Origin of the sequence: Pedobacter gandavensis, from assembly GCF_014172405.1 — a bacterium.
GTDB classification, from domain to species: Bacteria; Bacteroidota; Bacteroidia; order Sphingobacteriales; family Sphingobacteriaceae; genus Pedobacter; species Pedobacter gandavensis.
The window spans coordinates 137,588-154,595 of record NZ_WNXC01000001.1 but is presented as its reverse complement, the minus strand read 5'-3'; the positions used below and the strand labels follow the sequence as shown (position 1 = coordinate 154,595).

Annotated in this window: 9 protein-coding genes; all 9 read right to left on the bottom strand. The window is 40.6% G+C overall.

The genetic code is table 11. The annotated features are described in order from the left end of the window. Positions 1 to 18 precede the first annotated feature (18 nt). The 9 genes from GM920_RS00580 to GM920_RS00540 all read right to left on the bottom strand — a co-directional run bounded on the left by GM920_RS00580 (position 19) and on the right by GM920_RS00540 (position 16,991). Positions 19 to 1,800, bottom strand: a complete 1,782-nt coding sequence (locus GM920_RS00580; protein ID WP_182952673.1) for a TlpA family protein disulfide reductase — start codon at positions 1,798 to 1,800, stop codon at positions 19 to 21. A gap of 34 nt (positions 1,801 to 1,834) precedes the next feature. Then, positions 1,835 to 3,232 carry a TlpA family protein disulfide reductase gene (locus tag GM920_RS00575; RefSeq protein WP_182952672.1) on the bottom strand — a complete coding sequence of 466 codons (1,398 nt, stop codon included), beginning with the start codon at positions 3,230 to 3,232 and terminating at the stop codon, positions 1,835 to 1,837. A 72-nt stretch (positions 3,233 to 3,304) separates the two neighbouring features. Then, a complete protein-coding gene (locus tag GM920_RS00570) occupies positions 3,305 to 5,818 on the bottom strand; it encodes a zinc-dependent metalloprotease (RefSeq protein WP_182952671.1) in 2,514 nt (837 codons plus the stop codon). 38 nt (positions 5,819 to 5,856) lie between these two features. Continuing rightward, positions 5,857 to 8,352, bottom strand: coding sequence for a zinc-dependent metalloprotease (locus GM920_RS00565; protein WP_182952670.1), 2,496 nt, complete (start codon positions 8,350 to 8,352; stop codon positions 5,857 to 5,859). A 68-nt stretch (positions 8,353 to 8,420) separates the two neighbouring features. Then, positions 8,421 to 10,094 carry a PKD-like family lipoprotein gene (locus GM920_RS00560; protein WP_182952669.1) on the bottom strand — a complete coding sequence of 558 codons (1,674 nt, stop codon included), beginning with the start codon at positions 10,092 to 10,094 and terminating at the stop codon, positions 8,421 to 8,423. A 16-nt stretch (positions 10,095 to 10,110) separates the two neighbouring features. Next, positions 10,111 to 10,890: a DUF4843 domain-containing protein gene (locus GM920_RS00555; RefSeq protein ID WP_182952668.1), complete on the bottom strand. Its 780-nt coding sequence runs from the start codon at positions 10,888 to 10,890 to the stop codon at positions 10,111 to 10,113. 21 nt (positions 10,891 to 10,911) lie between these two features. After that, positions 10,912 to 12,408: a RagB/SusD family nutrient uptake outer membrane protein gene (locus tag GM920_RS00550; protein ID WP_182952667.1), complete on the bottom strand. Its 1,497-nt coding sequence runs from the start codon at positions 12,406 to 12,408 to the stop codon at positions 10,912 to 10,914. 16 nt (positions 12,409 to 12,424) lie between these two features. Continuing rightward, positions 12,425 to 15,526 carry a SusC/RagA family TonB-linked outer membrane protein gene (locus tag GM920_RS00545; protein ID WP_182952666.1) on the bottom strand — a complete coding sequence of 1,034 codons (3,102 nt, stop codon included), beginning with the start codon at positions 15,524 to 15,526 and terminating at the stop codon, positions 12,425 to 12,427. A 112-nt stretch (positions 15,527 to 15,638) separates the two neighbouring features. Beyond that, positions 15,639 to 16,991, bottom strand: coding sequence for a RagB/SusD family nutrient uptake outer membrane protein (locus GM920_RS00540; protein ID WP_182952665.1), 1,353 nt, complete (start codon positions 16,989 to 16,991; stop codon positions 15,639 to 15,641). Positions 16,992 to 17,008: the final 17 nt, after the last annotated feature.

The window sequence follows — 17,008 nt, the reverse complement described above, 5'->3', positions numbered from 1 at the left end:
TATTTTTTCGAATCAATACTATACCCCTTTATTCAACTCCTGGTTGATATAGGTTTTTAGTTTTACCTTATCCTCCGGTAGTGGGCAACGCACTTCTACCCAATTCCCCTGCTTATCTATCAACAGGAAACGTGGAATAGCGTTAATCTTATATTTCTGGGCAAAAGACTTACCTGAAAAATCGATCAGCTGAACCCCATGAAGTTCCTTCTCTTTGATCATATCCAGCCATTTTTGTTTTGCCGATTCAGCGTCAACAGAGATTCCTATAAAAACAATATTGTCATTTCCTTTATAGGCTTCTTCTACTTCTTTAAGGAAGGGCATTTGCGCTTTACATGGACCACACCAGGTAGCCCAGACATCAATTAGCACCACTTTACCCTTAAAGTCCTTCATAGAGGCTGGTTTACCATTTACATCTTGTAAAACAAAATCATAAGCAGATTTACCAATAAAAGCCGTATCAGGCGCAAATTGATGGAGTACATTGTCATACTTCTTTTTTACAGAAGCCGGTTTTGCATATTTTGCAAAGGGCAGAAACGCAGCCTTAAACTCACTATAATTCACCACATTGAATTCTTCCAGCTGTGATTTTAATAAATATGATTTTAGGGTTTCGCTTGGAACCGCCGCCATCATCACCTGTAATTTCCCAGCATCACCTAATTTTGCTCTTTTTGCTTCATCAAGGCCGTTCAGACTAAACTTAGCCGCAAGATTCAGGTATTCATTTCCTTCCCCAAGCTGCAGCAAATCAACTGATGTTACTTTATTCTGATCTAGAATCTCAGTATACTGCATCGGTACGTTAGCGTATTCTTTAGCTGGTAACCAGAATAAATGCTTCTTACCTCCCTGATAGAGCATAGAGCGCAGGGCGATTAAACTATTGTCCATGCGGACAACCGTCTTAAACTGCTGATTAAAAGCCGCATTAGAACTATTCGTTTGTTGTAAAAATGCTTTTATCTTTAGTTGTAAAGCCTGATAGCCACTACTGAAAGCCGCAGAATCTACGATAGCCTTACTTCGTTGCTCTAAATTATAACCATAACCTGTTACAGGAAATATCAGCGTTGTCCAGTCAGCCAGGATTTTGTTTTCTGCAGTAGTTTTTACCCAATCTGTTTTTACAGCAAACTGACCATCCACATTCAAAACAATCTGGTCATTTGGTTTCAGGTACAAGCGTTTTTTCCATCTTGTTGTAGACAGATAATAGAAGCCCGGACTTTGCACCGGCATTAAAAAAGTAAAATAAGGCTGTTCTTTTTCTACAATAAAGCCGGCCACTTTCTCCAGACGTCCTTCTACAACTTTCTCTATTAACAGCTCGCCACCAAGCTTCCAATCCACCAGTTTCCCACTCACACTTGCGGTTTGAGGTTTAGGTACCTGTTTTTGAATGACCATTCCCTTTGATGTTTTTCCGTCAAATTCAGCAGGATTCAGACTGAGCTGCACATTTTGATTTGGCTTCAGCTGTAATGGAAAATTAGCTACAAAATCACGTTCCAATCTCAAATGTCCCATTTTCATAATTGTTACCTGCAATTGATAACTTGCTTCAGGACGAAAAGGTATGCCTAAGAAAAACCTGCTATTTTCGGGATTCAGTACATAACTGGTCACCATGCTCTTTTTCCCTGCAATGTTGCTCCAAACAACAATCTCAGCATGCTTTTTCTGAGTAAGCAGGCCTGTCAGGTTCAGCATCTCTGATTGTGCAAAAGCGCTAATTGCTAATATCTGGCAAAGAAAAGCAATGGTAAAGACCTTAATATATTGCTTCATATTTCTGTTTTTAATTCGATTCATAACCCTGTTGTTAGTTGGCTGTTGCCAGCGTTCGGTCGATTAATTTTTTAAACTCTGGATTGGAAGGCATGGGTGCATCTACGGTTACAATATTTCCATTACGATCAAAAACTAAAAAACGAGGAATACCGCTAACTTTATAGTATTGATGAATGGAAGACGTCGCATCGGATATCAATTCTAAATTGGTCCAACCATTTCTCTTTACAAAGCCCTTCCAAAGGTCTGATCTGTTGATCCCATCTACAGAGACCCCAATAAATACAATATCATTTCTGTCGTGATAGCCTTGTTCAATTTTACCCATAATCGGTTTTTCTTTTAAACAAGGTGCGCACCACATGGCCCATAGGTCAATAATCACCACCTTACCTTTGAAATCGGATAATTTATGGGTTTTATCATTTACATCCTTCAACTCGAAATTATATCCTGGACTTCCTTTAGCAAAGAGATAAAGATCTTCATAACGTTTGTCATAAGCAGCCTTCATCTCTGCTGATACAAACAGTGCTTTATAAGGTTGCACATTATTTACAAAATCCTCGTATTTAGTGATATTTTTCATTCGGTTTGCCAGATAAGCTACTTTCACCTGAAGATTACTGATCATAGGTGTGTTTTCAGCAAAGTAGAAAGGATTCAGCTCTTTCCCATTTTTAACCCTGTTAAATTTCCAGAAAGCAAACACATAACTGAGCATTTGCATGCCGTTTTCCGACTGCAGTAAAGCAGGGTTATTGACGATCTTTTTATCCCGTAATGGCTCATAAAATTCCTGTACCCTTGCAGCACTATCGTAACTGGTATTTAATCTGGTCCCAAAATTAAAGTAATTGGCCGCCATCAGGTATTGCAGATCTGTTCCTATTTTATCCTTCAACCATTGGTTGAAATAAACGTTACTGGTCTTATGTTTTTGCAAAAACGCGGCTGCGAATTGCTGAAAAAGCTTATACTCCGCATAAGACTGAGCCTGCTTATTCGATACCGTCTTATTGTATTTATTAAAGGCAAGCAAATAATCTTTTAAATACTGTGTTTCGGTGTTTGGCTTTTCAATGATACAACTGTCATAATCAAGAGAGACTGATCCAATCTGGAACGCCACTTTTTTCTCCTCTCCTGCCTTCAAATAGATGACATGATTGAAAGTATTTCCTTTTCCTCCTGCCTTTTTAAAAAAATAAGCCCCCTCTTTTAGCGTTACTACAAACTTACAATTTCCATTAGCATCAGGTCGCTGGAAGCCGAGGCTTTGAGCTTCGCCATCTTTCAACTGATATAAGTACAAACCACTTTGTGTATTACCATAAACGGTACAATTGACCGTTGCCTTTCCCGGGCCAGCATTCGCTTCAACCAGGTAACAACTGCACAATAACAAAAATACTAGCAATTTTCTCATGAATTTTATATCTATAATGGTTCCCTGCCTAGCCGAAAGGTAATGCAGGAAGCCATTTGATGTATATATAAATTATTTACTGTCAAAACGTTTATTCAAGCCATTTTTGATGCGGTTGGCTACAAATAACAAATGCGATTTCGAATCCTCATCTGTAGCAACTTTAGCCGCAGCTAAAATTTCTGTCCGCAGGTTTTCCAGGTGATAAGCTAAAACAGAAGCGATATCTGTGTTGACCGTAAATGGCAACATTTCTTCTGCCCCTGGTCCGCCGAACAATAGTCCTAAAGCATTAGTTCCAAGTTCAGCCTCTTTTACTGCTCTAAAAAGATTGTTTACATAAGCTTTCTGTACATCTCTACGGTACATGTCAATGGCAGTATTCGTCTTCAATTCCTTCCATACCCCTGTTTTCAAATCAGCTAAATATTCAGAGACAGAATAAGCATTGCCTCTACCAAAACGCTGTTCCGTAATATTTAAAGTATTGAATACGCGGTCACTGAACAACTGTTGCATGGTTCTGTCCTGTACCGTATGCACACCACCGTTACGAGTAGGATTCCCAATTTTATTTAGAATTTTTAGGTCCAATAACCAGTTAGGTGTATCAAAAACCTGTGCATTTAAAAATGCAACTGCTTCCTTTTGTGTTTCAATAGGGGTAACAGTGTAAACATCTCCAGGTTGGTCTGGATTTTTGTAGGTTTCATAAACACTGGCAATATTTTTCACCACATGACCTACATATCTTGCATACTGAGTGGCCACCTGAAGGTACATTTTTGTTTGATTCTGATATAAATCATTGTCTTCTTTTGTCCATTCCGGAAGATGCGCCAATACATATTTCAGATTTTTGATCCCGTATTCACTGGCTTTCATGCTGTTATCACCTAAATCTTCAGACTGACAACGTGCATCGAAATTCATTCCTTCGCCACCAAACCACAATCTTGGATTTGCTTTCAGGCTATCCGTCACCCATTTAGAAACAATTTTATTATCCTCCAGGTCATCTTTGGCATCGATATAAGCATATCCCCATTTGATGGCCCATTTGTCATAATCATTGATGCGCGGCATGATCCCGGCAGTACTGATACTATCTTCAGGCTGAGCCACATAATTGAAACGGGCATAATCCATAATAGAGTTGGTATGTCCATGTGCTTCTACCCATTTCTTATCTCTTAATTTTTCCACTGGCGTACAGCTGCTGCTGCCCATATTGTGTCTTAAACCCAGGGTATGCCCCACCTCATGTGAGGATACAAAACGGATCAGCTCTCCCATCAGTTCATCACTAAACTTCATGGTACGGGCTCTAGGGTCGCTCGGACTAGCCTGAACCATGTACCAATCGTGTACTAAACTCATTACGTTATGGTACCAGCCAATATAACTCTGCAGGATCTCCCCGCTTCTTGGATCATGGATATTTGGTCCATAAGCATTAGGAACATCCGAAGGTAAATAGCGTAACACTTTATATCTTGCGTCTTCTAAACTCATGGTCGGATCATTTTCAGGCCATTCCTTACCAATAATCGCGTTCTTAAATCCTGCTGCTTTAAAAGCCTCATTCCAGTCATTAATACCTGCAATCAGGTACGGACGCCATTGTTTAGGAGTGGCCGGATCAAGGTAATATACAATAGGTACTTTGGGCTCGACCAATTCTCCTCTTTTATATTTAGCCATATCCTCAGCCTTAGGCTCCAGACGATAGCGCACGATAAATGATTTAGGACCAAAGTTTTGTTGAGTATCAGAAATTGGCTGATACGAATTCGCAAAATAACCTACCCTAAGGTCAAAATGACGAGGCATCATTGCCTTTTCCGGCATTAGAAAAATAGAGGTAGAAACCTCCATCGTAATGGCAGATCCAATTTTTGCGGCTTCGATTGCTGCAGGGGCACCTGGCTTAGGAACCGCAGCAGTAGCCGAATAAGTGCGCAACATCTTTAACTCTACGTTTGTAGGGTATGAGGCTACACTTTTCACATAACTTCTGTCGGCTGCCATAGCACCAATTGCTAGTTTTGATTTTACCTCCGCACTCAACATCGTAAAGGAATTTTCCTTTTGCATAAAGTCGGTTGCATCAATTACAGAACTCTTTCCATCTTCTCCTTTGGCCTTAATGTCGAACACCATGGCAATCGGGTTTATGTTTGAGTTTGCTACTGCTTTTGAAATGGTGTTGGTAGAGTCTGCCTGTGTAACTACACTCACCACGCGCAGCATCATCTTACCGGAAAATCCTTTTTCAAAAGTAATGGTCTTGGTATTCATCAGCTCCCCTCCGTATTTAGGACTTCCTCCGGGAACTGTCACCAACCAATTCGTTACCAATAGCTCTCTCTTTAAGAGGGCGTCAGGAATCTCAAAGTAATACTTTTCCCCATTCTTATAAATGTTGATCATACCCATATTGCGTTCGGTGTCTTTGTTGACAATCGAACTGATGGGCTTGATTCCGGTTTTAAGGGAATCAGCTTTCTGCTGTTTACCCTTATCCTGTTGCGCCATTAGCGAATTACAGCATAATGCCAATAACCCAACATATATTAATTTCATTCTCATTACCAATATATTATTGTTCTAATAAATGTTTCTTATTTTTTATCCTGATCTAAATAGTTACCGATTTTAGCCGATACATATTTTAAATGTGCAATCATTACTGGGTCTGTATAAGCCGGAATGGCTGCATTACATTGATCCATCATGTTTTGCAAATGTCCACGGATGATCACCGGAACATCTGTACCTGTTAATTCTTCTACAAAGGGCTTCGTGAAATCAGGCAGTCTATCGCCTTCCTGTGCAGACTTAATCATATAAGCTACCGCAGTTTTTTGTAAAATACGTTTGTAACTATCTATTGGCTGCTTGCTTTTCAACTCAGCCCAAAGACCTTTGTTCAAATCCGTGAATAATTCATCAACAGTATAAACCTGTTCTTTTCCATAACGCAATGTGGCCGCATTCATTCTGAAAAGGCGGGCAGAACTGGTTAAATAAAGTAATGCATTATCCTGCATTTTCATATACTGTTCTTTCTTCGCAGGTTTTCTGAATTTATTCAGCACGTTTGGTTCAAAAATCCAGCTAGGTGTATTGAATACTTCCTTATTCAGGAAGGCCACTGCAGCTTTTTGATTGGCCTTAGAAACCGGCACGTAAACATCACCTTCTTCCTCAACGGTCTTTATTGTGGCATATACCCCACCAACAGTGGAATACACATGGCGTGTCAGAAAAGCAAACTGATCGCAAATGGTATAGTACAGATCTGAGGTATTGTAATAAGTTCCCTCATTGGTGGTTGTCCATTTCAACAAATTCGCCATGGCTACCTTTAAATTCTTTACACCGTATTCACTTGCTTTAACCGGATCATCTCCTAAATCTTCCCATTGTACATTTGGATTAATAGGATCACTAGGATTAGTACCCAGAATTGTGCCGTACGACAGACTGGAACCAGGTTTTACGTTATCAAGGATCCATTTCAAACGGATCTTTTTATCGCTTTCAAAATCTTTGGCACCGGTATAAGTGTATCCCCATTTGATGGCCCATTTATCATAATCTCCAATTCCTGGAATCAATCCTTTTCTTGAAATCTTGTCTTCCGGTTGTGCGACATAGTTATAGTAATTGAAGTCCATAATAGAGTGATTAAAAGGATTCTTTTCCAACCATTTTTTATCTCTCAATTTCGCTACCGGAATCGTAGAACTGCTCGCCAGGTTCTCCCTCAAACCAAGGGTCAAACCAATGTTACGAGAGATCTGAGCACGAATCAGGTCGCCCATTAATTCTGTACTGAACTTCATCGTCCTGCCGTTTGGATCTGCAGCTCCTGCCTGGACCATATACCAGTCGTGCAGGGTTTTGATCTGACTATGTGACCATCCCAGGTAGGATTGCAGGATTTCACCTGTACGTGGATCGCTCAGTTTAAGGCTTGAGCTAAATGGCGTCGCTGAAGGGAAATAACGCACTACTCTATAACGTGCATCTTCCAGATTCATCGACTCATCATGCTCAGGCCATTCTTTAGCGACAATCGCGTTTTTAAAACCAGCTGCTTTAAAGGCTTCATTCCAATCGGTAATACCGGAAATGATATATTTTCTCCATTGTTTCGGCGTTGCCGGATCAATATAATATACGATAGGTTCTTTTGGCTCCACCAACGCTCCTGCTTTATAACGGGCAAGATCCTGCGGTTTAACTTCCAGTCTGTTTTTAACAATAAAACGCTTCACATCAACCTGTTGCTGTGCATCAGAAAACACCTGATAACTCCCTGAAGCATAACCTACTCTAGGATCAGAAACCTGTACCGCCATTTGACTTTTAGGCATCACCATTACAGAGTTGCTAATTTCAAAAGTTACACCTACGCTTGCAGATGCTGCTGGTGCTGCCTCGCCATCCTCTGCAGGTTTCGCAGGGCCGGCTCCCATGCCGTATGTTTTCAGAGATTTAATCTCAATATTTTCAGGATAAGCATTCATTGACAGGATCATGGACCTATCTGCTGCGGGAGCACTTGTGCCCATTTGTTTCTTCATTTCAGGATTAAAGCCCGAAATCAGGTTGTCTTTCAGGAAAAAGTCTCCGAATTCCACCACTGATGATTTATTATCCTTTCCTTTTGTTTTCAAATCCAACACCATGATGATCGGATCAATCGTTGCATTTCTTAAAGCACGGGAAATCATATCGGTTTCATTACTCTGTGCAACGTTGGTAATGGCACGTACAAACAATTTATCATTTGGGGCTTTTTCGAAAGAGACGATCATCGCATTCATGATTTCCCCACCAAATCTTGGACTACCCGTAGCCACTTTAGATAAACGTGTGGTAAATAAAAATTCACGGCTCAACAAAGAATCAGGAATTTCAAAGTAATACTTATCGTCCACTTTATGCACCTTAAACAGGCCTGATTTGGAAATAGCTTTTCCCGAAATGATCTCATTATAAGCTTTCAATTTAGCAATTGCCGGTTTCTTCACTGCAGCAGAATCCTGCGCAAGGCCTGTCTCATATGCAAATAGTGCAAAAAGGAAAGGAACAAATTTTAACTTCATAAATTTTTACTTTATTGATGGTGATAATTTTAATGAATAGGTTTTATTTTGTGTGTGTTGTTTATGCTTTATCGACCCAATGCTTTTTTGAATGCAACATCTGTGATCTTCTCAAAACCGGTATATAGATCGGCTGGATTTGCCGCGGAACCAATGATATCGCCTGTTGAATTCAGATTAAAGAAATAGACCTTATGTCCTCCTCCACTGGCACTTTCATCTGTAGCTATGACCAATACTTTCCCTTCTGTTGATGGGAAAGACGCTGGAACATATCCGGACTTAAATATTTTCATGACTTTGATCAGGGTACCGGAAGGAAAGGTCAATCCTGGTGCGGCACTGGAACCCGATAGCGTATTTACCTTGCAGGTGTAAACGCTGTTTTTATTCACATAATAAAATGCGCCTCCTGGTAGCGGTAAATAGGTTGGACAGGCGAATAAACTGGCCGTGTTAATACCCGGACAACTCGACTCTTTAAGGAAATATCGTCCTGTTTTGAAATTATTCAAATAGGCTATTCCTCTTGGAAACTGTACCAGGTAAGTACTATCGCTGTTATTGTTCCTGAAAAAGGTATTCCAGTAACCATTCGATGTGCTTAGAGGCTCTACATTTTCCGCATAAATCAAATTATGCTTCATATTGTTTAAGTCAAAACCTGAACCAGTGGTCGGATGTAAGTTTGCAGCAGTCCCGGTATAATTGGCAAAATGCTTGTTGGGAACATCAGGTAAGGAAGGGACGAAAGTTCCATTGTCGGCGCGAAGCATTAAAAAGCAATGGTTCGCTTGATCATACAGGGTAAAATAGCCATCACTATTGGACGAATTGATCACAAAAGGACTTAAACTAAAACTTCCAAAAAAAGGCGGGTTAAAATACAGAGGAGGTAATTTGATGGAAACAGCAGATACCTGACGGTAAGAAATCTGATGGTTATTGATCAGGTATTCCCAGCCACCAGCTGCCACCCCGGCAGCACTATTCAACTGAAAATTAATGATTCCGGGTTTAGCAACATACCAGTTTTCTGCTTTGGCAGAATCAGCAAAATCTGTACTTCTAACTTCCAGACCGCCATTCGGGTAAAAAAAGGAAACCTTTTGTATCCGCATTGGCGTAGCGTAATTGACCACATTCACTTTATAAGTACCCTTTGGTAGTTTATGCTGGTTAAAGGCCGAATATACATTATGGTAGACTTTCCCTTTTTGGGCGCCATCTCTTGTTGTGATCACGGACAAATCGGAAGCATCACTAGCTGCTTCTTCCTGTAATACCAACCAGCCTTCATTACCCCAAGGTGCTGCTGAAACATTCATTGCAAAATGCTTGTATAAAGAAACACCTGTTTTTTTATCCTTAAGCTGTACAACTAACCTGTACAAATTAGGGCCTAAAGTAATTTTGGTCTTTAACTCCTCCGTATTGCCAATTACAAATTGACCTGGATTGCCAATAGAAGCTTCTGCCTGGGTTACCATCCATTGGTAGTCAAACCCGGAAGCTGTACCGATCGTCTGGCTCAGTTTAAGCTTTACTTTCAGACTATCATTCTGGTTAAGGTCAATCGAATCGGCGGTAATGAAAACATTCCGGTCTACCTGATCAAGATCCACTGCAATATTTACCACATTTGGATCCTGATATTCATAATTTCCCTTATCCTTATAGCAACCCATCATCAATAGGGTTATTAGAATCGAAGTCAGGAATAGCTTTATATTTTTTTTCATGTGTTTCATATGATCACTAATAATTTGATGGTCCAACTTGTACAGGCTGGTTATTGGCATCTGGGTCTTTTATACTAGCCCCCACTCCACCATAATTGCCCGGATAATTCAGGCGTATATAATTTCTTACAATAGCTACATAATGATCGTATGCCACCGGATGCTGGCCTGTAAAACGATTACCTTCTGGAAACTCTGTTACGGTTGTCCCAGTCAATGGATCGTATAAAGCATCCAGAATCAGCTTATACTTGGTTTTTGTCCAGGATCCAAAATTGGCTGAATATCCTGCAAAAGGGTTTCCTGTTAAAGTGCCCCAGCTGGCTGGTTGCTGTATATAAGTCAGATTTACGGTAACTTCCTGTTGACTGGTAATTCCTGTTCCCGGGAAAGCTGCGTTTTTATTGATGGCCAGTTTAAATTTCAAACCTTTTGTTTCCAGTTCAGGTGTACGGTACACCGCTACCGGTACCGTTGCTTTAAAAGCGTTTGCCGGTATTTTTACATCCGATAACAATTTGAAATGTACCCCCTCTACTGCTTCAAATTCCGCTGACTTTATGTTTTCAATAGAGATCGCGCGTTCAGTACCTGCCGCATTTCCAAAAACATTGATCGGAATCTGAATGGTATCGATCAGCTTACGGGGAAATTTTGCGAATGAATAATAAAAGTTAGGACTAGCTGTGCCAAAATAAAGGCCATCACTTTCCTCAAACAATTGCGGTTGTTTTTCGCATCCCATAAAAAATGGGATAAAGACAAGGAAGAATAAATATGCGGGATATGGTTTCATGCTTTTCTGATATTTAATGAATTAATGATTGTATTCTACTTCCTTATCCGGAACTGGAAAAACGTAGGCTCCCTGAGGTACAATAACCGTAGTCCCTGTTACCGCTGCCAGATCTTTATTGAGGCGTTTATAATAGAAGAAAGTCTGGCCTTCCTGAATGAATTCCTTCTTATACTCTTTCATGATCTCATTAGACAGTGTAGCCTCGTCGGTAATGGTGGTTAGCATTAATTCGCTTAAGCCTCTGCTCGTTCTTACCTTATTCAGGAAAGACAGCCCTGTACCAATATTACCTTCCATCCCTGAAGATTCTGCAGCGATGTAATACATTTCGGAGATGCGTAGAATGGGCATAATATTTTGCAACACATAAGGTAAACCCTTATCCTGAAACAGCTTAGAAGGCACATTTAACCCGGCAGTATTGTTATCAAACCAGGATAAAAGCCGATAATCATTAACACTCCCGGTATTGCCGGTATAGAGGGCGTTCTTATTTGTGGCAGCCAGTTGAAGCGCAGCGGTCTGTAAATCAAACAGCCCGGTGTTTATCGTGGTTAAAGTTGTGCTGTATACAGAAAACACCAACTCCTGAGAAAATAAACGATCTCTGGTTATCTTTCCCGAATTCGCTAGATTTTCTGTAACCAGGGGAAATTTCCCACTTGCAATTACTGCCGCAGCATTGGCTTTTGCATTCACAAAATCACCTTTATACTGATAGGCTCTGGCCAATAACGCCTGTGTAGCCCAATAATTCATATGATTTTGTGTATAAGAACTGAATAAATCGTACGAACCCTTTTTTATAGCAGAAGTATCCGTTTGCGCCAACAAAGATTTTGCTTTTTGAAGATCCGAGATGCAGGAATCCAAAGCCACATTTAAGGTGACAAAAGCAGTTGGCTGAATGTTAAACTTAGTGATATAAGGGATTGATTTTTGGTTGGCACCTGTTACCGGCGACTGGCCAAATAAACGGGCCAGATCAAAGTGAAACAATGCCCTGAGTGCCAAAGCCTCTCCTTTTAGCCGGTTATAGTTATCGCGGCTAAAGACGCCACGCTTACCTTCTATATGGATCAGCAGGTTATTTAAATTGGCAATATTATTATACATCCCACTCCAGATCCCTTCAATTTCTGTTTTTACAATCCCATCTGTATAGTTGTATCGGGAGGTATTTGCATAAAAACCATTTTTTGCCGTTGAGGTAGTGGCATTTGTATAGTTATAGCCCATTACCGAAAGCATCCCAACCGTTAAATCTTCGGTGTATAGTCCCTGTGTCGGACCATTATTTGCTTTGTCCATCCCCAGATAAACACCCGTCAGGGCATCCATAAATCCTTGTTCATCGCTAAACAAGGTCTCTTGCGGGAATTTATCTCTTGGTGGTAAGTCCAGGAATTTCCCACAGCCGCTAATGGCTAATAAGGAAAATGAAAACAATACAACACAGCTGTAAGTCAACAAAGTGCGAGCGGTATTTTTTTGCAGAACGGTCTGATTATTCATATTAGAAAACATAGCATTAGAAATTAGTGGATAAGCCAAAACTGAAACTTCTGGTAAAGGGATAGCCCGTACCTCTTTCTACTCTAATGGTACCCAAACGGGCAAAATTATTTTGAGTCACCATGATACGTGGTGCAGAAAGATGCGATGCTTTAACCCATTTTAGGTTTGCAGGAAAATTATACCCAACGGTGATGCTGGAAATGTCCAGAAAATCATTTTTTTGTACAAAACGAGAGGTGGCTAAGGTCTGTTGTAAACCACTATCCCCTTTTGTTACTAATGATTTAAAGGAAGCATGGTCACCTGGTTGTTTCCAACGGTCAGTCAATACCCGCTGATCAGCATTCGCAATTAATAGATTTACATTCTCCACCTTATCCACCAGGGTTTGGTTATACATATAGCCACCAAACTGGTAAACCAGGTTGAAATTCAGCACAAAATTCTTATAGGTAAAGTTGGATGACAGTCCGCCTTTGAATTTACTATTGGCATCTCCAATTGGTCGTTTATCCAGTGCATCCCAGGTAAAAGTCCGGCTACCGTCCAATTTCTCAAATACTTCCTTCCCGGTGGCCGGATCGATCCCTAAGGAAGGAACCGCCCAGATTCTGGTCATGGATTCTCCGACTACAAAGCGTGGCAATGGTGATTTTTGAGAAATCTTTGGATCATTAGTACTGTTATTGGCTTTATTAATGGCATCAATTGCTGGCGATAACCTGGTAATTACACTATTGTAATGTCCGGTATTAAAACTCATCGTCCAGAATATATTCTTTGCCGCATTTTTTATAATCGGTGCTGAAATCACCAATTCGTAGCCCTCATTTTTAGTTCCCCCCAGGTTATCCTGGTAGTTTACAAAACCTGTAGAAGGCGCCACATCTAAGGGTAAAATCAGATTATCGGTAGTTTCCTGGTATAATTCTACAGAAGCATTTAATTTCCCATCCAATAAGCCCAATGATAAGCCTAAGTTTTTCTTCAATGTTTGCTGCCATTTCAGATCGGGATTGGCATAGTTACCTAACAAAGCGCCTAGCTGCAAACGATAATTATTGGTAAAGCTGTACTGATAGATCTGCTGCGACATCCCGGGCGAAAAGTTCTGATTACCGGTAATCCCCATACTTGCCCTTAATTTTGCAGATTGAATAAAGCGGTTGGGCTTGAAGAAGTTTTCCTTTGTAATGTTCCAGGCTAGCCCTCCTCCATAAAACGGGGCCATTTTATTGTTGGTACCGAACTGAGAAGAACCACTTTGGTTGATGGTAAATTCAGCCGTATAGCGGTCCGCATAATTATAACTCAAACTCAAATAGTTAGACAAACTCTTGGATAGGTTTTTCTGTGAAACCGGCTTACGGTTTGAAATCCCAAACCCATTTGCCATCCCTAATTCGTCCAGATAATCATTTGGAATTCCCACCACTCCAATCTGAGTACTGGTACTGGAAGTGCTTTGCAAGGAACCTCCCAGAGACGCTAATAAGGTATGTCGGCCAAATCGTTTGTTGTAATTCGCATTAATTTTACCATCAATTGCATTGTTGGTTCCTTTCATCTGAGAATAGCTACCCAATTCAGGGAATGGAGAAAAAGAACCTGTAAATATGGTATGGTCTGCCGGGTAGAAGGTCTCAGAATTAGGCATATTTCTGGACCAGCCTAAACTTCCTCTGATTTGAAAGTTATCTGAAATCGCCCATTCCACGTTGGTGTTGTTCGTTATATTTAAAGTAGCTGCATAACTCCTGGTATTTAAGGTGGAATTGTACATCGGATTGGTAAACGATCCACCCAGTGCAGGTAAATCGAAGCCCAATTCATTATAGTCGGGCTCTAATAGCTTAATTAAATTCCCCGAATCATCTTTATGCCTGAAATAGGGAAACTGCTGCGTGTAACTGGAGAAACTTCCCCAGGAGGTGTTGTTACCTTTGGAATAACCGAGGGAAATGCGGTTATCAAAACGCAATTTTTTAACCGTATAAGAAAGGTTATAATTTAGAGAATAACGTTTGCGGCCTGATTCTTTCATCACCCCTTCCGAATCATTGTATCCCAAACTCAGTCCATATCGCAATGCGCCTGCTCCACCGGTTAAAGACAAACTATGGTTTACGCCAAAACCTACTTGCAATGGTTGTGAAGGCCAGTAGGTATTCACCCCTCTTTTTACCTGGTCTAAACGATAATTATACCATTGTTTTTTTCCGATATCGATAAACTGATTTTCATCATTGTACATACCCGACAGGCGTTGAGCTTCCAGTAATCCGGCAGCATCCATTAAATTATAGGAGGATAAATCAGGCAGTTCAATATTAAAATTTACGGCATAACTGGCCCTGATTTTACCGGCAAGGGGTTGCTTGGTCTCGACCACAATTACACCATTTGCAGCTTTTGAACCATAAGCAACCGTTGCAGCGGCATCTTTTAATACGGTAATGTTAGCGATCAGATTAATATCCATATCATAGATGGTCTGCATGGTGGTCTGAAATCCATCTAAAATGATCAGTGGTTCGTTAGGGTTAGCCAGATAACTGGACATCATATCCCCATTCGATACTGGTGTTGCAGAAGTCCCGTTTTGACTGGACACCGGAAAATTGTTCTGTCCACGAATCTGAATAACTGGCAATTGATTGGGATCACTTCCCAGAATATTGTTTTCACTTAACCTCACCGAGGGATCAAGAACTGCCAGAGCCTGCATCACATTTCGTGGATTCACCGTTTTCAATTCCTCCCCGGTATACGCTTTTGCAGATCCGGTAAAATTCCCGACCGGCCTCTTGTATAAACCGGTATTTACCGTTACTTCCGCTAAAGTTGTTGTAGAACTTTTCAAAATCACGGAGATCGTATGCTGTCCGGGGTTTAATGTAATGTAAGCGGCTTTATAGCTGACAAATGAAACCCGTATGGTTGCTTTTGGGGTAACGTTCTTCAATTCAAAACTTCCATCAGCTTTGGTTTGGGTGACATTATTAGCTCCCATTTGCTGTACAATTGCGCCGGGTATAGACTCTCCTTTTTCATCTTTCACCGTACCTTTAAGGGTGATGTTTTGGGCAAAAAGTACTGTTGACACTAAATTCATCAGGAGAAAGAATAAAACTCCTTTAGGAAGGTATCTATTGTTTAATATTTTATAACTGCTGTTCATCTTGTGGTGTATCGAACTATTTTTGAAATCCAATGTTTAGTTAAAATTATTCTGGCTTCACAAACACATACGTTGCATTTCCGACTACCGGGATTCTGGTAAATGGCAAGGAAGCGAATGGGATATTTTTCCTTTTGAAATAGAAGAACGACTGTCCCTCACCCATAAATTCTTTCAGGTATTCTTTGCCGATTTCAACCTTCAGACTGTCTCCCTTCAATGCCGAAAGGCTGTATTTCTGTAGATTTCGATGAACCCTTACCGAGTCCAGTAATGTGGTCGCAGTAAGCGAGTCCCTATTGTTCACTGCACATTCAGCTGCGATGTAATACATTTCTGTAAGACGGATCATTGGAAAAGCAGATTTAGCACCCAAGGGGAAAAACTTCTTCGGCATATAAAGTGGTCCATTCGCAAAACCGGTTAAAGGATCGACAAATGATTTTCGCCAGTCTACCGTTGATCCGCTTCCTGCCACATATAATTCGGTTTGAGCTACCGATGAAAATCCCAGGTTAACCTGCTCGCCAAACACTGTTTTATGAAGCGGGCCATTCTGTTGTACCAATAAGCCAAATAAACTCTCCTTGATAAAAAGCAAATCCGTATTATTTTTAGCCAGTATAAACCTTTTACTATTGATGACTTCGTAGGCATATTTTTGCGCATTCTCCTGGTCATTTTTATACAAATACAACCTGGATAACAAGGCTTTGACCGCCCAGTAATTAATTTGAACCGTACTGGCTTCTGATGGATTCAACAGACTTTCGGCAGTTTTCAAATCCCCGATACATTGTTCCATCACCTGATCAAGGTTACTAACTGGTGTTTGACTGGTACCTATAGTAGTTACATAAGGAATTCCCGGAGCTGTTAAGGTTCCTGAAGCCGGGGCTGCAGCAAATAACCGCAGCAAATCAAAATGCAAATAGGCTCTGAGTGCCAAGGCCTCTCCTTTGAAAGTCTGGTAATTATTGCCGGTAAACATCTCCTTCCTTTTTTCTATATTCAAGAGCAGATTATTCAGGTTGGCAATGGCCTGATACATTTTAGTCCAGAGGTCGGAAGCATAATTTTTCAGACCTGGATCCTGTAGGTTATATAACGCAGTCTGGTTATACAGGTTGTCGGATGATGGGTTCACATTTAGGTCATAACTTCTTCCCAGGACCGACAAAACGCCAACGGTTAAGTCTCTTCCATAAAGTGATTTTGCACCCATTTGCAGGTACACTCCATTTAAGACTTCACGAAAACCTTGTTCCTTAGCAAAAATGATGGAGTCGTCCACTTGTAAAGGTTCCGGGGTATCATTGATCCATTTTTTACAGGACCCTGTACTCAGCAGTAAAAACAATCCTGCTGCAGCTATTATTTTCATTCTTAAAACTTGCATGAAAGTATTTTTTAGCA